Annotated in this window: 20 protein-coding genes; 16 read left to right on the top strand and 4 right to left on the bottom strand. The window is 68.4% G+C overall.

The window, feature by feature from the left end; all coding sequences use genetic code 11:
- The first annotated feature begins 2 nt into the window (after nucleotides 1–2).
- On the top strand, nucleotides 3–1277 hold the full coding sequence (locus JHC79_RS13910) for a M18 family aminopeptidase (protein ID WP_296391748.1): 1275 nt from the start codon (nucleotides 3–5) through the stop codon (nucleotides 1275–1277).
- 7 nt (nucleotides 1278–1284) lie between these two features.
- Here JHC79_RS13910 and JHC79_RS13905 read toward each other — a convergent pair whose 3' ends face one another.
- On the bottom strand, nucleotides 1285–1848 hold the full coding sequence (locus tag JHC79_RS13905) for a TetR/AcrR family transcriptional regulator (RefSeq protein WP_296391746.1): 564 nt from the start codon (nucleotides 1846–1848) through the stop codon (nucleotides 1285–1287).
- A gap of 141 nt (nucleotides 1849–1989) precedes the next feature.
- Between JHC79_RS13905 and JHC79_RS13900 the strand changes: the two genes are divergently transcribed.
- The 5 genes from JHC79_RS13900 to JHC79_RS13880 are packed head-to-tail and all read left to right on the top strand — an operon-like array spanning nucleotide 1990 to nucleotide 6129.
- Nucleotides 1990–2409 carry an SCP2 sterol-binding domain-containing protein gene (locus JHC79_RS13900; RefSeq protein ID WP_296391744.1) on the top strand — a complete coding sequence of 140 codons (420 nt, stop codon included), beginning with the start codon at nucleotides 1990–1992 and terminating at the stop codon, nucleotides 2407–2409.
- A 40-nt stretch (nucleotides 2410–2449) separates the two neighbouring features.
- A complete protein-coding gene (locus JHC79_RS13895; RefSeq protein ID WP_296391742.1) occupies nucleotides 2450–3712 on the top strand; it encodes a cytochrome P450 in 1263 nt (420 codons plus the stop codon).
- Entirely contained in the window at nucleotides 3709–4500 is a 792-nt protein-coding gene (locus JHC79_RS13890) for a coniferyl-alcohol dehydrogenase (RefSeq protein ID WP_296391740.1), read from the top strand. Before JHC79_RS13895 ends, JHC79_RS13890 begins: the two co-directional genes overlap by 4 nt.
- A gap of 11 nt (nucleotides 4501–4511) precedes the next feature.
- Nucleotides 4512–5915 carry an aldehyde dehydrogenase family protein gene (locus JHC79_RS13885; protein WP_296391738.1) on the top strand — a complete coding sequence of 468 codons (1404 nt, stop codon included), beginning with the start codon at nucleotides 4512–4514 and terminating at the stop codon, nucleotides 5913–5915.
- A 25-nt stretch (nucleotides 5916–5940) separates the two neighbouring features.
- Entirely contained in the window at nucleotides 5941–6129 is a 189-nt protein-coding gene (locus JHC79_RS13880; protein WP_296391736.1) for a ferredoxin, read from the top strand.
- A gap of 81 nt (nucleotides 6130–6210) precedes the next feature.
- Here JHC79_RS13880 and JHC79_RS13875 read toward each other — a convergent pair whose 3' ends face one another.
- Together JHC79_RS13875 and JHC79_RS13870 are read right to left on the bottom strand one after the other, a co-directional pair.
- Nucleotides 6211–7479 (bottom strand): VOC family protein, encoded by a 1269-nt coding sequence (locus JHC79_RS13875; RefSeq protein ID WP_296391734.1) that lies wholly within the window; start codon nucleotides 7477–7479, stop codon nucleotides 6211–6213.
- Nucleotides 7476–7985 carry a sigma-70 family RNA polymerase sigma factor gene (locus JHC79_RS13870; protein WP_296391779.1) on the bottom strand — a complete coding sequence of 170 codons (510 nt, stop codon included), beginning with the start codon at nucleotides 7983–7985 and terminating at the stop codon, nucleotides 7476–7478. The genes JHC79_RS13875 and JHC79_RS13870 overlap by 4 nt, the downstream gene beginning before the upstream one ends.
- Before the next feature lie 133 nt (nucleotides 7986–8118).
- Here JHC79_RS13870 and JHC79_RS13865 point away from each other — a divergent pair, with 133 nt between their 5' ends.
- The 5 genes from JHC79_RS13865 (at nucleotide 8119) to JHC79_RS13845 (ending at nucleotide 12198) form a co-directional block, all read left to right on the top strand.
- A complete protein-coding gene (locus tag JHC79_RS13865) occupies nucleotides 8119–9135 on the top strand; it encodes an alpha/beta fold hydrolase (protein ID WP_296391733.1) in 1017 nt (338 codons plus the stop codon).
- Nucleotides 9105–10061 carry a lipase gene (locus tag JHC79_RS13860; RefSeq protein WP_296391732.1) on the top strand — a complete coding sequence of 319 codons (957 nt, stop codon included), beginning with the start codon at nucleotides 9105–9107 and terminating at the stop codon, nucleotides 10059–10061. The genes JHC79_RS13865 and JHC79_RS13860 overlap by 31 nt, the downstream gene beginning before the upstream one ends.
- Nucleotides 10062–10101: 40 nt before the next feature.
- Nucleotides 10102–10884, top strand: a complete 783-nt coding sequence (locus JHC79_RS13855) for a VOC family protein (RefSeq protein ID WP_296391730.1) — start codon at nucleotides 10102–10104, stop codon at nucleotides 10882–10884.
- Nucleotides 10885–10902: 18 nt separating this feature from the next.
- Nucleotides 10903–11517 carry a TetR/AcrR family transcriptional regulator gene (locus tag JHC79_RS13850; protein WP_296391727.1) on the top strand — a complete coding sequence of 205 codons (615 nt, stop codon included), beginning with the start codon at nucleotides 10903–10905 and terminating at the stop codon, nucleotides 11515–11517.
- Nucleotides 11518–11631: 114 nt separating this feature from the next.
- Nucleotides 11632–12198: a DUF2231 domain-containing protein gene (locus JHC79_RS13845; protein ID WP_296391725.1), complete on the top strand. Its 567-nt coding sequence runs from the start codon at nucleotides 11632–11634 to the stop codon at nucleotides 12196–12198.
- Nucleotides 12199–12214: 16 nt separating this feature from the next.
- Here the strand turns inward: JHC79_RS13845 and JHC79_RS13840 are convergent, their stop codons facing one another.
- Entirely contained in the window at nucleotides 12215–13156 is a 942-nt protein-coding gene (locus tag JHC79_RS13840; RefSeq protein WP_296391723.1) for an AraC family transcriptional regulator, read from the bottom strand.
- 71 nt (nucleotides 13157–13227) lie between these two features.
- On the opposite strand from JHC79_RS13840, the gene JHC79_RS13835 reads away from it, so the two are divergent.
- From JHC79_RS13835 to JHC79_RS13815, 5 genes are all read left to right on the top strand, one after another.
- Entirely contained in the window at nucleotides 13228–14070 is an 843-nt protein-coding gene (locus JHC79_RS13835; RefSeq protein ID WP_296391721.1) for an NmrA family NAD(P)-binding protein, read from the top strand.
- A complete protein-coding gene (locus tag JHC79_RS13830) occupies nucleotides 14067–14534 on the top strand; it encodes an anthrone oxygenase family protein (protein ID WP_296391719.1) in 468 nt (155 codons plus the stop codon). Before JHC79_RS13835 ends, JHC79_RS13830 begins: the two co-directional genes overlap by 4 nt.
- A 49-nt stretch (nucleotides 14535–14583) precedes the next feature.
- The gene (locus JHC79_RS13825; protein ID WP_296391717.1) at nucleotides 14584–15642 is read left to right on the top strand and encodes a LamG-like jellyroll fold domain-containing protein; all 1059 of its coding nucleotides are present in this window, start codon (nucleotides 14584–14586) and stop codon (nucleotides 15640–15642) included.
- 2 nt (nucleotides 15643–15644) lie between these two features.
- Nucleotides 15645–17789, top strand: a complete 2145-nt coding sequence (locus tag JHC79_RS13820; RefSeq protein WP_296391715.1) for a hypothetical protein — start codon at nucleotides 15645–15647, stop codon at nucleotides 17787–17789.
- Between the two features lie 127 nt (nucleotides 17790–17916).
- On the top strand, nucleotides 17917–20652 hold the full coding sequence (locus JHC79_RS13815; RefSeq protein ID WP_296391714.1) for a helix-turn-helix transcriptional regulator: 2736 nt from the start codon (nucleotides 17917–17919) through the stop codon (nucleotides 20650–20652).
- The last annotated feature ends 109 nt before the right edge of the window (nucleotides 20653–20761 follow it).

Here is a 20761-nt window from a genome sequence, read left to right as displayed (position 1 = left end):
GTATGACGATCCCGACGTCGGCGACCGCGGTCGGCCTGTGCACGTTCGTCGACGCCTCGCCGTCGCCGTTTCACGTGTGCGCGACGGTCGCGGCCGAACTGCAATCCGCCGGCTACACCGAACTGCACGAGACGCAGGCGTGGGCCGATGTCACCGGGGCGCACTACGTCGTCCGCGGCGGATCGATCATCGCCTGGGACGCCCGCGGCACCGACACGGCCTTTCGAATCGTCGGCGGCCACACCGACAGCCCCAACCTGCGTCTGAAGCAACACCCGGAACTGCGTTCGGCCGGGCTGCGCATGGTCGGCCTCGAGCCCTACGGCGGTGCGTGGCTGAACTCCTGGCTCGACCGGGACCTCGGGGTCTCCGGGCGCCTCTCGCTCCGTCGCGGTAACGGCCTCGAGCAGCGGCTCATCCGGGTCGACGACCCGGTCCTGCGGGTGCCGCAGCTGGCCATCCACCTGTCCGAGGACCGCAAGGGCGTGACCCTCGACCCGCAGCGTCACGTCAACGCCATCTGGGGAGTCGACGACGGCACGTCGGCGCAGTTCCTCGAATGGCTGTGCGCCGGTCAGGATCTCGACCTCGCCGATCTGGTCGGCTGGGAACTGATGACCCACGACCTCGTGCCCAGCTCGCCGATCGGCGCGCATTCCGATCTGCTCAGCGCTCCACGCCTGGACAACCAGGGCACCTGCTACGCCGGGCTGCGCGGCCTGCTCGACGCCGCGGACTCGACCGGACCGACGCGGGTGTTGGCGTTGTTCGACCACGAAGAGGTCGGTAGCGGATCCGAGCGCGGCGCGGCGTCGGACTTCCTCGCGAGCACTCTCGAGCGAATCGTGTTGGCGCGCGGCGGGAATCGGGGCGACTACCTCCAGACCATGGCGGCGAGCGTCTGCGCGTCGGGCGACATGGCGCACGCGACGCATCCGAACTACCCCGAGCGTCACGAGCCCGCCCACCGGATCGCGGTCAACGGCGGCCCGGTGCTCAAGGTCAACCAGAACCTGCGCTACGCCAGCGACGCCGAGGGCGAGGGACTGTTCGCGTTGGCCTGCGAGCAGGCCGGGGTGCCGCTGCAGCGATACGTCCACCGTGCCGACCTGCCGTGCGGATCGACCATCGGACCGATCACCGCGACCCGGACCGGGCTGCGCACGGTCGATGTCGGTGCCGCGCAGCTGGCCATGCACAGCGCTCGGGAGATGATGGGCGCCGACGATGTCGCGAGTTATTCCGCTGCCCTGCAGGCGTTCCTGGCCCCCGCCTGAAGCACGTTCACGCCGGGGGCAGGTCTGCCAGCTCGCCTGAGTCGAGCGCGATCTCGGCGCGGTTGAACATCCACTCCAGCGCATCACGATCGGCCTCGAGGGTGATCTGCTCGTATCCGACCAGCAGGTACATCGCCCACTTGGCGAACATCTCCGCACCGCGCTCGTTGCCGACGATGGCGAGGGCTGCGTCGTGCAGGACCTGTGCGCGCTGGGCGTCGACCTCCTGCTGCACCGCGAGAACGGCGGGATCCAGGCTGCTCCACGTCCGGATGGCCGACTCCGCACGATAGGGCAGCGACATGCCGATCGCCTGCAGGGCCGCGATGCGTTCGCGGGGGTCCGGTTCGGCTCGGACCTGCTCGATCAACGTGTCCGACCGATCGGTCCGCCAGTGCTCGATCAGCTCCCCGGTGTAGTGACCCCAGTTGTCGAAGAAGTGATAGAACGACCCCGATGTGACACCGAGTCGTCGACACACCTCGGCGAGCTTCAGTCCGCCGTACCCGAGATCGGCGAGTACATCCAGTCCGGTCTCCAGGTACGCCTGGCGCGTTGTCGTGGTCGCCACCCACCCAGCCTAGGTCGTCGGTTGCACGCAGCCACGGACGGACGTCCGATTCCCTTGACCATAAGTTAAGTTATGGTTACTGTGATCCACACCTCATCTGCGCGGTGGGGTCAGCCCTGAACTGCGACGACGGAGGACATCATGGGTTTCGCCAATGCCGACGAGGTGTGTACCTACATCGGAGGGATCTTCGAGACGGCGTTCGCCGACGACGAGATCGGTCCGAAGCTGGCCGGAACGGGGATCATCCTCGAGTTCGCGTTCTCCGAGCCCGAGGCGCACGTGGTGGTCGATGCCGCCAACCAGAAGGTGTTCGGCGATGGGCTGCCCGGTGGACTCGACGCCGCACCCACACCCGGCGCGACGATGTCGATGACCGCGGACGTCGGCAGTGCCTACTGGCAGGGCAAGGTGAACCTCCCGATGGCCATGGCCAAGAAGAAGATCTCGGTCGACGGCAACGTCGCGGCGCTGCTCAAGCTGGCACCTCTGTCGAAGAAGCTCTTCCCCACCTACGTCGAGCGCCTGAAGGCCGACGGTCGCGACGACCTGCTCGTCTGACGCCCAGCCCAGCCCCGTTCTGAAGACAAGGACTTCTCTCATGAGTGCACCGACCGCCGACCGGACCTTCCATCCCGCGAGCATCTCGCCGCAGTCGTTCTGGGCGGCCACCGCCGACGACCGCGAGGCGACCTTCCGACTGCTGCGCGACACGGCGCCGATCAGTTGGCATCCCCCGATCGAGGGCGCGCTGATCCCGCCGGAGCAACCCGGCGTGTGGGCGGTGGCCACCCACGCCGACATCACCTACGTCAGCAAGCACCCGGAGCTGTTCACCTCGGCGCAGGGCGTGATGGTCGAGGAGCTCCCCGAGGAGCTGCTCGAGGCGTCGATGTCGTTCCTGGCCATGGACGGAAAGCGCCACGCCTCGCTTCGTCGGCTGGTCAGCGCCGCGTTCACCCCGCGCCAGGTGAAGACGATCACCGAGCAGATCCAGAGCCAGGCCGAGCGCATCGTCGACGATCTGCTGGCCAACCCCGAGGGTGACTTCGTCATGCAGGTGTCCAAGCGCCTACCGATGTGGACCATCTACGAGATGATGGGCCTCGACGAGAGCCATCGGGACGACGCCGCGCACCACGCCGACGGGCTGGTGTCGTGGAACGACCCGGCCGTCGCCGCCGGACGCGAGCCCGGCGAAGTACTCAACGAGTCGTTGGTCGCGTTGCTGACCATGGCGCTCGAGCTGGCCGAGGCCCGCCGCGTAGAACCCCGCGACGACCTCATGACCAACCTGGTGCAGGCCGAGGTCGACGGCGAGAAGCTGACCGACGACGAGATCGCCGCGTTCTTCGTGCTGCTGTCGGTGGCCGGCAACGACACCACCCGCAACACCATCAGCCTGGTCGCACAGGCATTGCAGGACAACCCCGATCAGAGGCGTCTGCTCGTCGACGACTTCGACGGCACCATCCCCACCGCCATCGACGAGTTCATCCGATACGCCACCCCGGTGATGACGTTCCGTCGGACGGCCCTGGTGGACACCGAGGTCGGTGGACAACCGATCCGCGCGGGGGAGTGGCTGCTGATGCTCTACCCGTCGGCCAACCGCGACGCCGAGGTGTTCACCGACCCCGACCGCTTCGATGTGACGCGATCGCCCAACCCGCACGTCGGGTTCGGTGGCGGCGGCCCCCACTTCTGCATGGGTGCCTTTCTCGCCAAGACGCAGCTCCGAGAGTTGTTCGGCCAGTTGCTGACCCGAGCGCCGAACCTGCAACTCGGCGAGCCGGAGTTCCTGGTCGGCAACTTCGTCCACGCCGTCCGGTCGCTGCCGTACACGCTGGAGCGGCAGTCATGAGCGATCTGGCTGGGAGGAGCTTCGTCGTCACCGGGACCGCGTCGGGGATCGGCCGCGTGGTGGCGAACAAGCTGCTCGCGGCCGGTGCTCAGGTGCACAGCCTCGACCGCAACACCCCCACCGCGGCGGTCACCTCGCACGTCGAGGTCGACCTGGCCAATCCGCGCAGCATCGACGCCGCGGTCGAGAGGCTCGACGGCGAGTACGACGGACTGATCAACGTGGCGGGTATCCCCGGTACCGCGCCGGGCGATCTCGTGCTCGCGGTGAACGCGCTGGCCGTCCGGCACCTCACCGAGGCGATGTTCGGCCGGTTGCGCACAGGTGGCTCGATCGTCGTGGTCTCGTCGATCGCCGGGATGAACTGGCCGTTGCGTCTCGAGCAGGTGCGCGACCTACTGGCCACCGACACCTTCGACGAGGGTGCGGCCTGGTTCAAGGCCAACCCGCAGGAGGGCAACACCTACAACTTCTCCAAGGAGGTCGCCACGGTCTACGCGATGTCGATGTCGTTGGCCCTGGTGGAGATGGGGCTGCGCATCAACGCGGTACTGCCCGGACCTGTGGAAACCCCGATTCTGCCCGACTTCGAGGAGTCGATGGGCAAGGATAATCTCGACGGCGTCCGGGGTCTGCTGGGCCGACACGCCCAGCCCGACGACATCGCCGACGCGATCATCTTCCTGGTCACCGATTCCGCCCGCTGGATCAACGGCCACGCGATGGTCGTCGACGGCGGTCTCAGCGGAGGCATCCTGACCGGCGTCGTACCGGCACCCGAGATCTAGAGGACACCACCATGGCCGCACCCACACTGCCCACCACCCCCGTCGTCGGATCGGTCGACCCATCGGTGCTCGCCGAGCTGCGCCGGTACCACGCGTCCGGTGTGACGCGGGACATCGGTTGGCGCACAGATCAGTTGGCCGCACTCGAGCGGATGCTCGACGAGCGCGAGTCCGACATCGTCGCGGCGCTCGACGCCGATCTGGGCCGTGCCGGGTTCGATGCCTGGCTCGGCGACATCGCATCCACGAAGGGTGAGGCGACGTTCGCTCGCAAGAGCCTGAAGAAGTGGATGAAGCGACAGCGCCAGTCGCTGCCGCTCGCGCAGCGGCCGGCCCGCGGTTGGGTGCAGTACGAGCCACTGGGCGTGGTGCTGGTCATCGGCCCGTGGAACTACCCCGTCTACCTGACGCTCGGACCGCTCGTCGCCGCGATCGCAGCGGGCAACTGCGCCGTGCTCAAGCCGTCGGAGATGGCGCCGGCGTCGTCGGCGCTGCTGGCCCGGATCGTGCCGGAATACCTCGACACCGCGGCATTCCGGGTGATCGAGGGCGACGCGTCGACCACCCAGGACCTGCTGGCCCTGGGCTTCGACCACGCCGTGTTCACCGGCGGCACCGAGGTCGGCAAGAAAATCATGGCCGCTGCGGCGCCGACGCTCACCCCGGTGACCCTCGAACTCGGCGGCAAGAGTCCGGTCTACGTGGCCGCCGACGCCGATCTCGACGTCACCGCACGCAGGATCGCCTGGACCAAACTGCTGAACTCGGGCCAGACCTGCATCGCGCCCGACTACGTGCTCGCCGACCGCGCGGTGGTCGACGAGTTGGTGACCAAGATCGGCGCCACCATCGCCGAGTTCCGCAGGGACCAGCCGGAGTCCACGGTGAGGATCGTCAACAGCCGTCAGTTCGATCGTCTCGCCTCCTACCTCGAGGCGACCACCGGACGCGTCGTCCTCGGCGGCGGCATCGATCGTGAGAACCTGCGGATCGAACCCACCGTGGTCGTCGACCCCGATCCCGACGACGCGGTGATGGAGAACGAGATCTTCGGACCGATCCTGCCCGTGCTGACCGTCGAGTCGCCCGAGGCCGCGATCTCGTTCATCAACTCCCGACCCAAGCCGCTCGCCAGTTACGTCTTCACCTCGTCGAAGTCGTTGGCCGCGAAAATGATCGATGCGATCCCGTCGGGTGGCGCGGTGGTCAACCACATCGCGATGCACTGCCTCATCCCGCAGCTCCCGTTCGGCGGTGTCGGTGCCAGCGGCATGGGTGCCTACCACGGTCGCTGGGGTTTCGAGGCCCTCAGTCACCGCAAGGCGGTGCTGTCGAAGCCGGCGAAACCCGATCTGTCGCTGATCTATCCGCCCTACAGCGATCGCGCGGTGAAGTTACTGCGCCGCATGCTCTGACACCCCCGAGACGAAAGGTTCGACCATGAAGGTGACCGTGGACCGCGAGCTGTGCTGCGCATCGGGAATGTGTGAGATGACCGCACCGGAGGTGTTCCTGCTCGCCGACTCCGGCGATGTCGAGGTCGACAACGACCAGGTCGACGCCAATTCCGACAAGGTGCGCCGCGCACTCATCGAATGCCCCACCCAGGCGCTGACCCTGATCGAGTGACCGAACGGCGCGGAAATCGTCCGATATGAGTGCGATCGAGGGCAATATGCCGACGCTGCACCGTATATCGGACGATTTCCGTCAGTACTGTCCGAGGTAGAAGAACACTCCCTGGTCGTCCACGCATTCGGCGACCGTCGCGTACGGCTCGCGCCGCGGACCCGACACGACCCGTCCGCCCATCTCGACGACGCGACCGACCGCCAGCTCGACGTCGTCGACCGACCACATCGCCACCACGGAGTACTCGTCGGCACTTCCGGCGATCCCGATCTGCGGTCGTGAGTCGTCGACCTCCCAGCCGTCGTCGATGCGACCGGCCGTGAACTCCCAGCCGAGGATGCGCGAGTAGAACTCGCGGAACGCCCGGCTGTCCGGGGTGTGCACCGTGATGTAGGTGAGCTCGCCGTGACCGGCCGGATGCTGTTCTCCGCGGGCCTCATCGGGATCGGGGACGTATACCGCGAACCCGGCGCCCTGGTCGTCCCGCGCGTCCAGCGAGCCCAGGTGACCGTCGGGCTCGGTGACGTCGGCGCCACCGGCGGCAACGATCGCCTCCCGAGCGCCGTCGAGATCGGCGACGGCGTACACCAGGAACAGTGACCGCAGATCGCCCAGCGAGGACAACCCGAGACGGTGACCGAGGTTGGTGACCTGACGGGTCTCGGCGTCGTAGCGCCACCCGAGCACGGACCCGTAGAACCGGGCCGCGCGCTCGACATCGGGTGTGCACAGCGACGGGTAGACGACGTCGCCGCGACGGACCGGGTCGACGACACGCGCAGGGGTTCGCGCCGGCCCGGACAGCATCCACCGATGACCGAAAGGATCGATGATCACCGCTGTCCTCGACCCGTGGCCCTCGTAGGGTTCGCGCTGTACCGTCGCGCCGCCCGCGCGGGCCGCGGACAGCGCACGGTCGGCGTCGTCGACAGCGAGCATGAGACTCACCGAGACAGCGCCGGGTGCAGGGGCGGCCAGGCCGATCTCGTCGAACGCCGCGGCCAGATAGATCACGCCGCCGCCGATCTCCAACTCGGCATGGCCGACTCGGCCGTCGTCCATCAGGATCGGCTCGTCGCGGAGGCGCGCACCCAGATGGGCCAGATACCAGTCGATGGCCGCCATCCCGTCGGTGACGGTGAGGTAGGGCAGCGCACCGGGGCGTTCGAGCAGCGGCTGGGCGACGGGTTCGGCGGTGGTGACTCCACTCATGGTGACTCCTTCGGGTAGGTCGGCTCCGCGCTCGAGTCGGGCACGCAGCGCTCGGGTGAATTCCGTTGTCGGGGCGGTGTCGCGATCGACGGCGCGCAGGGCCGAGAACGGATCGGGGGTGAACGGGTCGGTCATCGCTGCGTCTCCTCTCCGGATCGCGGTGTTCTGTGGTGGTCGAGATCGTCGTCGGGATACTTGGCCCGGAACTCCCGCTTGGCCCGGGTCAGCAACGCCTCGGTCGCCATCACCGTCCGCCCGAGGACCTCGGCGCAGCGGGGGACGGTGCAGTCGTCGACGTATCGGAGCGTGAGGATCGCCCTGTGCAGCGGGCTGAGCTGCGCCAACGTGAATTCGGCGATCAGTCGGTCGAGCTCGGTGTCCCAGGTGTCGTGGGCGGTCTCGGGTGCGTCACCCACCGGCTCGGCGGTCCGCTGCATGCGTCGCCAGTGGTCGGCGAGCTTGTGCCGGGCCACCCCGATCAACCACGGCACGGTGGGGTCGGGCGGGTCGACACGTCGGACGCTGTCCATCGCCGCCAGGAACGTCTCCGACGTCAGGTCCTCGGCCAGGGTGGTGTCGCGGCACCGACGCAGCAGGTACCCGTAGACGGCGGGCAGTGCGTCGTCGTACACATCGAGCAGGAGCTGCGCCCCCGGGTGAGCACTCACATCCTCATAGTCGTCGGTGAGCGCGGTTTTCCGACGGACTCGCGGCAAATGAGCGTTCGACGACCGCAACCGGTCCGAATCGGCGCGCGGCCGTATCGTGATCACCGTGGCCAAGGGTTCGATGATCCGCATGCTCGGCGACGCGATGACCATCCCGCTGCGCGTGGGCGGATTGCTGACGCACTCGACCGACGATGTCGGTGAACTCGCGCCCGACCAGGAGGTCGACAACCCCGCCCCGCGGGGCGCCGCGCACGACCGCCAGAAGGTCGCCTACAACTTCTTCTCCGGCATCGGACCCGAGATCGCCAACCCCGGTGGAGCCCTGCCGGGGGCGAACGAGTGGGACACCCCGGTCGATCCGGCGCACCCCAACCCGGTGATCCTGGTGCACGGCACCGGCGGCGGGGGTCAGACCAACTGGGGCACCTACGTCCCGCTGCTCGCGCTGGAGGGCTACTCGGTCTTCACGCTCACCTACGGCGCGCTCGCGCACGTGCCGTGGCCGCTCAAGGCCATGGGCGGGATGACGCTCATGGAGGACAGCGCCGCCGAGCTCGGCGACTTCATCGAGAAGGTACTTGCCTCGACCGGCGCCGAGAAGGTCGACATCGTGGGCCATTCGCAGGGCACCTTGGTGCCCAATCACTACGCGAAGTTCCTCGGCGGCGGCGACAAGATCGGACGCTACGTCTCGCTGGCCCCGCTGTGGGAGGGCACCACCGCGTTCGGCGCCGGTCTGTTGCGCACCGTCGACCTGCGGCTGGGGATCGACCCGCTCAAGGTGCTGCCGTGTCGCGCGGTGGCGCAGATGGCGCGGGGTTCGGACTTCATCGCCGCGATGAACGCCGACGGTGGGCCGTACGTGCCGGGCATCGACTACGTCAACATCTCCACCCGCTTCGACGAGTTCGTCCGGCCGTACACCAGCGGTCAGCTCCCCGCGGTCAGCAGCGACCAGAAGGTCACGAACATCGTTGTGCAGCATGATTGTTCGCAGGACTTCTGCGATCATCTGGGTATCTGCGGGTCCCCGCGCGCGGCGCGACACGTGCTCAACGCGCTCGACCCGTCCAGCAGTGAGAAGGTGCCATGTCAGTTCGTCCCGCCGTTCTTCGGCTGATCGTCGTCGTCGCGGCCGCGTCGGCCTGCCTCGTGCTCGCCGCTCCGGCCTCGGGTGCCCCCGGCCGTCCGGTTCTCCCGGTGACCTACGACTTCTTCGCCGGTGCGCGCGACGCGCTCGCACGACCGGGTGCGTCGGCGCCGGGGACCAACGACTTCTCCTGCCGCCCCACCGCGGCCCACCCCAACCCGGTGGTGCTGGTGCACGGCACCGGCGGCAACCGTCAGACGAACTGGGCGACGCTGGGGCCGGTGCTGCACAACGCGGGCTACTGCGTGTTCGCGCTGACCTACGGCACGCTGCCCGGCACGCCCTATCCGATCAACGCGCTCGGCGGCCTGACCAGCATGATCCCCAGCGCCAAGCAGTTGGGCGCGTTCGTCGACTGGGTTCGTACCGCGACCGGCGCGGCGAAGATCGACATCGTCGGGCACTCCGAGGGCACGCTGATGCCGGAGTACTACGTGCGCTACCTCGGGGGCTCGCGTGTCGTGGCGCGGTACGTCTCGCTGGCCCCGTACTGGAAGGGGCAGGACAGCTCGGGCTATCTCGCACTCGAGAGGGCAACGCGCGCGATCGGACTCGATCCGAAGCGTGTGCTGCCCTGCCCGGAGTGCGCCGAGGAGCAGTACGGCAGTCCGTTCATGCGCGCGATCAATGCCGGCGGCAGCCCGTACGACCCCGCGGTCACCTACACCAACATCATGACCCGCAACGACGGCGTCGTGGAACCGTGGACCGACGGCTTCGTGCCCGGCCCGCGGACGACGAACATCGTCGTCCAGGACACGTGCGCGGCCGACCGTTCGGACCACCTGTCGCTGGTGTCGTCACCGCGCACGGCAGCATTTGTCCGCACCGCCCTCGACCCCGCGCATCCGGTTCGGGTCCCGTGCGTTCCGGTTGCGCCGGGTATCCCGGGCTGAGCTCCGATGAGTTCTCGTCGGATGACGAGTCGGTATCTGCATGGCCACCGCGACGATCTCCAGTGCACTGCTCTCCAGCGACAACCCCGAACGCCTGCGCGACTGGTATGCGCGTGTGTTCGACGCGTCGATCGAACGAACGCCGGGTGAGCCCGGCCATGACCCCGGTGAACCGGTGTATTTCACGGTCGATCTCGACGGCTTCTACCTGATGATCGATTCGCGCCCGGACGTCCGCGGACCGGCGGCCGAGGCGGCACGTCTCATCGTCAACGCCGAGGTCGACTGCGCACAGACCACCGCCGCGCGGGTGGACGAACTCGGCTACGGGTGGTTGAGCGCGCTCGAGCGTCGGGACGCGGGGTGGTTCGGCACCGCGCTCGACCCCGACGGAAACTACGTGCAGCTCATCGGTTTCGACGAAGAGATGCAGCGCGAGGCGTCCGAGGCGTCGATGACCCCGTTCAGCGGTTTCGCGGTGCGCGATGTGGATGCCGCCGCGGCGTTCTACTCCGATGTCCTCGGTCTGCGGGTGGACCGCAACCCGATGGGTCTGCTGGCCCTGCACCTCGACCGCCGCACCCGGGTGGTCATGTACCCGAAGGACGACCACGTACCGGCGTCGTTCACGGTTCTGAACATCCCGGTCGCCGACATCGACGCCGCGATCGACGACCTCGAGGCCAAGGGGGTGCGACTCCTGCGCTACGACGGTCTGCCGTGCGACGACCGCGGCGTGCTGCGCGGCCGCAGCGCGCAGATGGGTCCGGACATCGCCTGGTTCACCGACCCGTCCGGCAACGTGATCTCGGTGATGCACTGACCGATAGGCTTGACCACCATGGCGCCCCCGACCGACACCGACATCGCGCCGGGTGACGACACGGTCGTCCGGTTGCTCGAGGCCATGGCGATGTCGGTGGACGAACGCGGCTTCAAGGCGACGACCGTCGCCGACGTGGTCCGGATCGCGCGGACATCGCGGCGCACGTTCTACGAACACTTCTCCGGCCGAGACGACTGCTTCCTCGCGCTGCTCGCGCGGGTCAACGGTGAACTCATCGCACACATCACGGCCGCGGTCGACCGCAGTCTGCCGTGGCGTGCGCAGGTACGCCAGGCCATCGAGGCCTGGATCGGCGGGTCCCTGTCGCGACCCGCGATCACCCTGGCGTGGATCCTCGACACCCCCGGTCTCGGGACGGCCGCCCGGGCCCAGCAGCGCGAGTCGATGGCCGAGTTCTACTCCCTGATCGCCGATCTGCTGGACTCTCCCACCTACACCAGCGAGCATCCCCAGCCGGTGTCCCGGTACGTGTCGATCATCCTGGTCGGCGGGCTCCGTGAACTGCTGGCGATCCACGTCGAGGACAGCGGTGACGTCTCCGACATCGAGGACATCGTCGACGCCGCGACCGAGGCGACCATCGCGGTCCTGTCGGCCTCGATCGACTGAGCGATTCCCCTTGTTCGACGCCGTTGTCTCGGTACCCTCAGAACACTGAGTTCCGCACCTGCAGTCACCGGGTGGACGCGTCTATCAGCCCACACGACACGGCGAGGTCCCCCCATGACTGCATCCCATTCGTCCCCCATCTCCCGCGCACTGGCCGCCGTCGAGGGGGTGTCTGCGCTCGACGCTCCCGCCGAGGCGGTCGCCGGACCTTTGCGCGCACTGCTCGACAACGGCATCGGTGACGTGCTGCGTGGATCCTGGCTCGGCCACCCGCTGCACCCGGTGGCCGTCACCGTGCCCATCGGGGTCTGGACCGCGGCGCCGGTGTTCGACCTGCTCCGGCAGCCGCTTGCCGCGCAACGCCTGGTCCTGATCGGGCTGGGCGCCGCGATGCCCGCGGCCGTCACCGGCCTCGCGGAGTTCACCACTCTCGACACCCCGCAACGTCGGGTGGCCGTCGTGCACGCGTCATCGAACTCGGTGGCGATGACCCTGCTCGTCGGTTCGATGCTGGTGCGTCGCAAGGGGCGACGCCTCGCAGCGATGGGCCTCACGCTGGCCGGCCTGTCGGTGACGGGTGTCTCCGGTGCGCTCGGCGGTCATCTGTCCTACGTCCAGGGGGCCGGTGTGCAGCGCGAGGCCCGACCGTCGGTGGCCGACGACCCGCACCTCGACATGTGAGCGCGGGCGGAGTTCCTCACGCCGACAGCGACCGGCGGAACTCGCGGGGGCTGACTCCGCGGCTGCGTTTGAACGCTGCACTGAGGGCGAACGCACCGCTGTAGCCGACTTCTCGCGCCACCGAGTCGAGGGTGCGGGCCGGATCGGCGAGTAGGTCGGCTGCCATCGACAGGCGCCAGTCGGTCACGTAGGTCATCGGCGGATCGCCGACGAGATCGGTGAACCGACGCGACAGTCCGGCTCGTGAGACACCGACCGCCGACGCCAGGCCGGCCACCGACCACGGGAGCGCGATGTTGTTGTGGATCAACCGAAGCGCGTGACCCACAACCGGATCGGACTGCGCGGTGTACCACCGGGGTGCCGCGGCATCGGGCCGGTCGAACCATTCGCGCAGACTGGTGATCAGGATCAGGTCCAGCAGTCGGTTCACCACGGTCTCGTGACCGGGCGCATCCCGGAGCATCTCCGCGTCCAGGACGTCGGCGAGCGGGCTGTGTACGCCGGGCACGACGATCGTGCGGTCCAGGGCGGACAACAGTCGCGAACTGACCTCGCCTGCAGCCACATACGTGCCGATGAGCATCACCGCGGACCCGTCGGTACCCGGCGACGCGTTACCCCACGTGCGTACCCCGAGCGACATGTGATCGGGCAGGGTCGTACCGAACTCGCTGCGACAGACCCCATCGGGGTGGATGACCGCGGTCAGGTCGGTGCCCTCGGCGTCGGCGAAGACGTAGGGATCGGGTCCGCGCAGGATGACGACGTCGCCCGCGTCGGCGTGGAAGCGCGCGCCGTCGTCATAGGTGATGTGGGTGTCACCGGCGACCATGACGACCACCGTCAGCGGCGCCTCGTCGCGGACCTCGATCGCCCACGGCGACTCCATCACCACCCGCAGCAGGAACGGGGTGTGTGCGCGGGGCCCGTCGAGCAGGCCGGAGAGGGCGTCCATCTGGACGATTGAACATGAATATGAGTCGATACGCCATGTTTTGTCCATCTGTCAGCGGCTTGACTCAGTTCATGACAACTCACATCACCACCACATCCACCGAACCGATCCTGATCCTGGGCGCCACCGGCAAGACCGGCAGCCGGGTGCTCGCCCGCCTCCTCGCCTCCGGCCACGTCGCACGGGGCGCATCCCGGTCGTCCGAGATCACCTTCGACTGGACCGACCGCGGCACCTGGGCGCCGGCCCTGCGTGGTGCCGGATCGGTGTACATCACCTACCAACCCGACCTCATGGTCGCCGGGTCGGCGGACGACATCGCCGAACTGGTCCGGCTCGCGGGCGAGGCCGGGGTGCGCAGGCTCGTGTTGCTCTCCGGCCGGGGCGAACCGGAGGCGCAGGCGTGCGCGCAGATCGTCCTCGACAGCGGTATCGACGCCACGATCATCGAATGCAGTTGGTTCGCCCAGAACTTCACGGAGGACTACCTCGCGGCGGCCGTGGCCGAGGGGGTGCTGGCCCTGCCCGTCGGGCCGGTGGGAGAACCGTTCGTCGACGTCGAGGACATCGCCGATGTCGCCGTCGCGGCGTTGACCGATCCCGCGCACGCGGGCAAGACCTACGAACTGACCGGGCCGCGTCTGCTCACCTTTGCCGACGTCGCCGCCGTCATCTCCGCCACCACCGGCCGCGACGTCGACTTCGTGCGGTTAAGCGCGCAGGAGTATCGAGCGGGATTGCTCGACGCCGGGCTGCCCCAACCGATCGTCGACCTGGTGTCAGCCCTGTTCGCGACGTTGTTCGACGGTCGCAACGCATCCCTCGGTGACGGTGTGCAGACCGTCCTCGGGCGTCCGCCCCGCGACCTTGCCGACGTCATCGGCGAGGCCGGTCGGATCGAGGTCCGGTCATGACCGTCCTGCGGCAGGCGGTGCTCGTGCTGGGGGTGACCACCACCGGGCTCATCGCCGGACTGTTCTGTGCCTTCGCCTATTCGGTGATGCCGGGACTGCACCGGGCTGACGCGCGCACGCTCGTGACCGCGATGCAGAAGATCAACGTCGCCATCGTGAACCCGCTGTTCCTGGTGCTGTTCTTCGGCGGTCTCGTCGTCACCGCGCTCGCCGCGTGGGTGTACCGACACGACGCGGTGGCGCCCTGGGCGATCGCTGCGGTCGTGCTCTATCTGCTCGGGCTGATCGTGACCATCGCGTGCAACATCCCGCTGAACGACCGACTGGCGTCGGCCACCGACCCGGACGCGGCCCGCGCCGCCTTCGAGACGGCATGGGTGCGGTGGAACATCGTGCGCGCGGTCCTGCACACCGCGGCCTTCATGGTCCTCACCTCGGGCATTGTCGTCGCCCGGTCGAGATAGGGAAACACCCGATACATCGCGGACCGACGGGCCCCTACCGTCTTCGACCATGGCGGAGCCCTGGGAACTGATCCTGCACCACTCCTATGCGGGCACGCCGGGGGTCGTCTTCGATTCCTCTCCCGGTCGGGCCGCCCACGGCCGTGCCATCGACATAGACGACAACGACTTCCTGCCGGACGGGGTCGAATCCGGCTCCGGTGTCATCGATTTCCGCAACGGGGGACTGGTGCGGGCCTCGGTGGGCGGGGGCTGGCGCCGCGTCGACGGCATGCGCGTCGAGGTGGCGTGTCTCGGTGATCCGGACCGCGGCGGCACCCTCATCGCCGGTGACAAGTTCTCGCTGAGCGTCGCGCACGGGTACCTCAACCTGTATCTGACGGGCGACACCGGGATCCCGAGCGATGTCGTCCGCACAGCACCGATCTCCCTGTCGTTCGACACCTGGACCACTCTCGGCTTCGTTCACGACGGGTTCTCTCGTCTGGTCATGACCCAGGACGGCAACCCCATCTTCTCCCTGGCCTCGGCCAACATCCTCATGGGGCGTACCCGGACCGTGACCATCGGCTCCAACGGCGGTGCCACCCCGCGGTCGTTCGCCGGCCTCATCGACGACGTCAAGGTATGGCGCGTCAACCCCCATCGCGTCGACGACGAGTTCGTCGGACGTCCCGCGGATCCGGCTGTCCGCGAGTGTTGGCGGCGATGGAGCGACGCCCTCGCCGCGGCGACGAAGAACGATCCGGACTGCATGAATCGGATCATCACCGAGATCCGCGACGCCGTTCGAAGCCTCCATCTCGCAGGCAATCTCGCAGGTGGCGATGTTCGCCGGGCATGGGACTCCGCGGCCGAGTCCTACCGGAGTTCGTGGACGCAGGGAGATCCCGGAAGCCTGGTGCCTGCTCTTACCGACCTCGTGAACACGCTGCGCGTCGCGCAGATCGACCCCGCCGACAACCCCGCGGTACGTCGCTTGGCCGGCGACCCGTGCCTCAAGTCGATTGCAGGACAACTGCCATCACTCGACTGCGACCCCGACTTCACCGGTCTCATCGGTGACCTGAACGCCGCGATCGCCGATACCCCGCCGGTGGTGGCCTGATCATGGTGGGAATCTCGCTCGCACAGGGGAACTCGACGACCAACGCCAGGGCGTTCGACACCGGCACGGTGCGACCCACCGCGAACATGGCGGTGCTGGCCTTCGTGGCCAGCGCACGCAACGCCGGGGTCGCCACCGCCGCCGAACCGACACTGACCGGGACCGGCATGACCTGGGAGCAGGTGACCACCCTGACCACCGGCGTACTCGGCGAACGCCGACTCACGTGCTTCCGCGCCGTGGCGACCGCGCCTGTGGACAGTGCCGTCACCATCGACTTCGGCACCCAACAGCAGGACTATTGCGCCTGGTCGGTGATCGGATACACCGGTGTGGACTTCGCGTCCACGCCCGACCGGTCGGGTGTGGTGGGTAGCCGCACCGGAAGCGCCGGTGGTGAAACGGTTGTGCTGCAGCTCGATCCCGCCGCCGGTCCCCGGAATGTCACCGTCGGCGCGGTCATGGTCGCGGGCTTCAACGCCCCACCCCGCGAGGTGGACACGACGACCGGGTTCACCGAGATCGCCGAGCAACGCCCCAACCAACCCGTGGGCCGCGGTGCCACCCTGCAGACGCAGGACGTCACGCCGCCCGTCGGGTCGATCACCTGGCGATGGTCCGGTAGCGGTGATGCCGTCGCGATCGGCGTCGAGATCGCGGTGGTCGCACCCGTCGTGCCGCCGGTCGCCACTGATCCCGTCGAACAGCTCATCCGTGCGTTCGAACCGATCCTGCACCTGCATCCCGAGGAGCAGTTCGTGCCGGTCGACGCCAAGCGCTACGTCGAGCACGCGGCACTGTGGCGGGCATCATTCCCGTACGACGACAACGACAATTGGGGCGGCAGAGCGCTCGTCGACCGCGACCAGCTCTCCGCCGCGATCTCGGAACCGGGGAAGTATCTGGGGGACGAGAACCTGCTCGTGGGCCCGCCGGACACCGAACTGTTCCTCGAACTCGGCGGCTGGAAGGACGAATCGGAGATGCCCGAGCCCGACATCACCGACACCAGCAGCAACAGATATTCCGGAGCGGAGGCGATCGCCACGCGCTACCGCGACGAACAATCGTTGCGCGACAGCCGGTTCTGGTATCACGCCGAATACTTCGACAACGCGACGCTCATGCGCATGGCCGGCGGCGCACCGAACTACACCAAAACACTGCAATACGGTCTGAGCACGCCGTCGTTGCTCTGCTATTACCTGTTCTTCCCACACCACCGCCAGACGGTGAGCCAGGACGGCGACTTCTGCCAGGGAAAGCTCAGCGCCACCGAGGTCAGCAGTCACGCCGGTGACTGGCACTGCGTTGCCATCCTGCTCGACGGCGACGGGACCGCCGCGGGTTCGGAGCCGAAGTTCATCGGCACGACCACGCCCGGGCCGGAGCCGTCGGCCGAACCGGCCGAGGGGTTCCGACCGTTCCAGAACGACCCGGACAACGAGGTGGCCATGCGCGTAGAGATGTGGCAGCCGGCAACAGGACAGACGGCCGGGTTGCCGGTCGACATCGACCGTCACCCACAGCTGTTCGTGGCCCAGGGATCCCACGGGCTGTACCTGAGCGACGGCGATCATCGGATCTTCCCGTATCGCGACGGGCCGCTCTGGTGTGGTGAATACGACAACTCCAGCGTGGCGCCGCCCGGGCTCGGCCAGGACAGCGACGACGACTCGTTCCTCGAGGATCTCGGGGCGTGGCTGGGGATCCTGCTCGCCTCGTTGTCACTCGGTTTCGCCGCCGGTGTGGTGATCGCCGCAGTCGCCGGGAGACTGCCGACGCCGTCGGGTCTCGACATCGTCGGGACCGGGGACAGCCCCGATCCCGATCGCACTGCGGCCGGCGGGACGACGGTGGCACCGGCCGGATTGACTGTCCCGGGAGCTGTGACGACGCAGGCGTGGACCACGCGGCAGAATCTCGTCGTCGACGGCCGCCGGTACGACATGAAGGTCGACCGAACCAGCCAGATCTGGTGGCCGGGCACCGATGGCGAGTCGGGTTACCGCGGTCGGTGGGGCCAACGCGTCAGCTCCGACACGACACCTCGCCGCAGCGGCCCGCTGTTCCCAGATTTCGTGACGATGTTCCTCGGCGCGCTCGAATACGGTCGGTCGAACGGCTTCTTCCCCCGGACCGGATGAGCTGAGACGCCCGACTCTCCCCCGTTGGTTTCGTCGGTTTCGGGCGATACACTCGCGCCACATACGCGGCCATCGAAGCCGCGACCGGGCCGGGGGCGCTGCGGTGGAACATTCACGACGATCGAGCGTGGACGTCGGCGATCAGCAGACGAGGCTGACAGCGCGATCGGTGTTGGCCGACGACGGCGCGACGGCGGCCGTGGTGATCACCGGCGACCCGGGTATCGGCAAGACGACCGCGTGGTTCGATGTGGTCGACACCGCACGCGCACAGGGGTTTCGGGTTCTGGCGGCGCGCCCTGTGCCGACCGAGTCGGTGCTCCCGTTCGCCTCGCTGGCGGACCTCCTCGGCGACATCGCGCACGACATGTCATCGGAACTGCCCGATCCGCAACGGATTGCGATCGATCGCGCGCTGTTACGGATCGACACCACCGCCGGCGTGACTGATCGGCGAGCGGTCAGCGCCGGCTTCCTCGCGATCGTCGAGCGTCTGGCGGCCACCTCGCCGGTACTGGTCGCGATCGACGATCTGCAATGGCTCGACGCCCCCACCCGCAGCGTCATAGGCTTCGCCGCACGTCGCTTCTCCGATCGGGTCCGACTCGTCTGCGCCGTGCGCAGTGACGATTTCGCCGTCGGTGCGGGATGGCTGGAGACGAGTCGGCCCGGCGCCCTCGTCCGGGTCGAGCTCGGTCCGCTCGATCGGACGGCGCTGCATCGTGTCCTGGCCGCCCGGTTCGGGCGCACCTTCACGCTGTCGACCGTCGCCCGGATCCATTGGATATCGGGTGGGAACCCCTTTTACGCAATCGAATTGGCCCTCTCGTCAGGATCGTGGGTGAACGACGCTTCTTTCCCCGGGACACTCGTCGAACTGGTCGCCGATCGGATCGACGCCATCGCGCAGGAGGGACGCGAGGTGTTGTTCGTGGCGGCGTGCGTTGCCGAACCCACCGTGGGGCTCGTGGCGCGAGTGCTCGATCTGACGACCACCGAGGTCGATCGTCGCGTCGACGACCTCGAGTCCGACGGGATACTGGCCGTTGACGGCTCGCGATTGCGGTTCGACCACCCGTTGTTCGCGCGCGGGGTGTACGCCGGTGCCGACCCCGGCCGTCGGCGGGCGATGCACCGACGGCTCGCCGATGTCGTCGAACAGCCCGAACTACGCGCACGGCACCTCGCGCTGGCCGCCACCGGCAGTGACGAACAGGCCGTGACCGCACTCGATGTCGCCGCCGACCTCGCCCGCCGCCGCGGTGCGCCGGACACCGCGGCGGAGCTGCTCGGTCTGGCGCTGCGGCTGGGCGGCGACACCCCCGGGCGACGAATCGTGCTCGCTCAGGACCATTTCAACGCCGGCGACATCGCGCAGGCCCGCGAGCTGCTCGACGATCTGGTGACCCGCACCGACACCGGGGTCCACCGCGTCGCAGCACTGGGGTTGCTCGCGGTGGTCCGGATGTTCGACGACAGCCTCGACGACGCGCTCGATCTGCTGGGGCAGGCCCTGGCCCTCGAGGACGGTGCCTCCCCGGTGCGCGCGGAGCTGTTGATCGCCCAGGCATTCGCGTTCGCCAACTCCCAGCGGGTCGACGCCGGGGTCCGCAGTGCCGACGACGCCGTCGAACTCGCGCGTCGCATCGCCCGTGCCGACCTCGAGAGCCGCGCGCTGGGTATGCGAACCACGCTGCGCTTCATGCGTGGTGACGGCCTGGACACGATCGGTCTGCGCCGGGCGATCGAGACCGAGAGTCGGGCGCCGGGCGTGCCGATCGCGTTCCGGCCTCGGGCGCAGCACGCCATCCTCTCGGCATGGGTGGGTGACCTCGACATCGGACGGAGTGGACTCGAGGCGATGCGTCGCGAGTGCGCGGAGCACGGAGAGGAGATCGAGCTCGCGTTCATCGCCTTCCACGCGGCGATCATCGACATCTGGCGCGGGGACCTCGGCGCGGCGAGGCGCGAGGCCGCCCAGATGGCCGAACGCGCCCGACAGCTCGGCGGGGAGATGCCGGAGTTCGTGGCACGCACCATCGGCGCCATGGCGTCGGCGTACGCCGGTGTCGCGGAGCCCGCGCGCCGTGACGCGCTCGCGGCACTGGAGGTCGCGCGCCGGTGGGGGTCGTCGACGTTGTCCGATTGGCCGCGAACGGTTCTGGGGTTCCTCGAGGTGTCCACAGGGCGTCACGAGAACGCCCTCGACATCCTCGCACCGATGATCGCCGACATCCGGGCCGATCCCGGAACCATCGAGATCATCACCGCGTCGTTCTTGCCCGATGCGATCGAGGCGCTGGTCCACCTCGGGCGGCTCGACGAGGCCGATGAGCTCACCGGCATGCTGGAGCGTGCCGGGCGCCGCCACGACCGCGCCTGGACGCTCGCCGTCGGATCACGGTGCCGCAGTGCGGTGTCGGCGGCGCGTGGTGATCTGCCCGCGGCACTCGCGGCCGGTACCGGGGCGCTGACGGCGCATGCCCGGCTCGCGATGCCGTTCGAACTGGCCCGCACGCAACTGGTGGTGGGGGAGGTGCATCGTCGCGCCCGACACAAGGAGCAGGCGGCGTCGCTTCTCGCGGAGGCGCGAACGACGTTCAGCGCGCTGGGTGGTGCGCTGTGGGCTGCCCGGGCCGATGAGGCCATCGCCCGGGTGGGTGTGGGTGCGCGCTCGACCGATGCGCTCACCCCGTCCGAGCAGCGCGTGGCCGAGCTCGCTGCCGCCGGGATGATCAACCGGGACATCGCGTCCGCGCTCTTCATCAGTCCCAAAACGGTGGAAGCCAATCTCGCGCGCATCTATCGCAAGTTCGGGATCCACTCCCGTGCCGAGCTCGGAGCTCGCATCGGGTCGATCTGAGCGCGGTTCACGGGCACGATGGACGTCATGGGAACCATGACGGTGCGTGCCGGTGTCCTCGACGTGGCGATAGAACGCCACGGCGATCCGGGTGGGCGGTCGGTCGTAC

This window comes from Williamsia sp. (genome assembly GCF_016462415.1).
Lineage (GTDB): Bacteria > Actinomycetota > Actinomycetes > Mycobacteriales > Mycobacteriaceae > Williamsia_A.
This window is presented reverse-complemented; position numbering and strand designations above follow the sequence as displayed.

Bases quoted from the DNA above. Each gene is read 5' to 3' on its own strand.
- JHC79_RS13910 (WP_296391748.1), top strand. From the start codon at position 3: ATGACGATCCCGACGTCGGCGACCGCGGTCGGCCTGTGCACGTTCGTC.
- JHC79_RS13900 (WP_296391744.1), top strand. From the start codon at position 1,990: ATGGGTTTCGCCAATGCCGACGAGGTGTGTACCTACATCGGAGGGATC.
- JHC79_RS13895 (WP_296391742.1), top strand. From the start codon at position 2,450: ATGAGTGCACCGACCGCCGACCGGACCTTCCATCCCGCGAGCATCTCG.
- JHC79_RS13890 (WP_296391740.1), top strand. From the start codon at position 3,709: ATGAGCGATCTGGCTGGGAGGAGCTTCGTCGTCACCGGGACCGCGTCG.
- JHC79_RS13885 (WP_296391738.1), top strand. From the start codon at position 4,512: ATGGCCGCACCCACACTGCCCACCACCCCCGTCGTCGGATCGGTCGAC.
- JHC79_RS13880 (WP_296391736.1), top strand. From the start codon at position 5,941: ATGAAGGTGACCGTGGACCGCGAGCTGTGCTGCGCATCGGGAATGTGT.
- JHC79_RS13875 (WP_296391734.1), bottom strand. From the start codon at position 7,479: ATGACCGACCCGTTCACCCCCGATCCGTTCTCGGCCCTGCGCGCCGTC.
- JHC79_RS13860 (WP_296391732.1), top strand. From the start codon at position 9,105: ATGTCAGTTCGTCCCGCCGTTCTTCGGCTGATCGTCGTCGTCGCGGCC.
- JHC79_RS13855 (WP_296391730.1), top strand. From the start codon at position 10,102: ATGGCCACCGCGACGATCTCCAGTGCACTGCTCTCCAGCGACAACCCC.
- JHC79_RS13850 (WP_296391727.1), top strand. From the start codon at position 10,903: ATGGCGCCCCCGACCGACACCGACATCGCGCCGGGTGACGACACGGTC.
- JHC79_RS13845 (WP_296391725.1), top strand. From the start codon at position 11,632: ATGACTGCATCCCATTCGTCCCCCATCTCCCGCGCACTGGCCGCCGTC.
- JHC79_RS13840 (WP_296391723.1), bottom strand. From the start codon at position 13,156: ATGGACGCCCTCTCCGGCCTGCTCGACGGGCCCCGCGCACACACCCCG.
- JHC79_RS13835 (WP_296391721.1), top strand. From the start codon at position 13,228: ATGACAACTCACATCACCACCACATCCACCGAACCGATCCTGATCCTG.
- JHC79_RS13830 (WP_296391719.1), top strand. From the start codon at position 14,067: ATGACCGTCCTGCGGCAGGCGGTGCTCGTGCTGGGGGTGACCACCACC.
- JHC79_RS13825 (WP_296391717.1), top strand. From the start codon at position 14,584: ATGGCGGAGCCCTGGGAACTGATCCTGCACCACTCCTATGCGGGCACG.
- JHC79_RS13820 (WP_296391715.1), top strand. From the start codon at position 15,645: ATGGTGGGAATCTCGCTCGCACAGGGGAACTCGACGACCAACGCCAGG.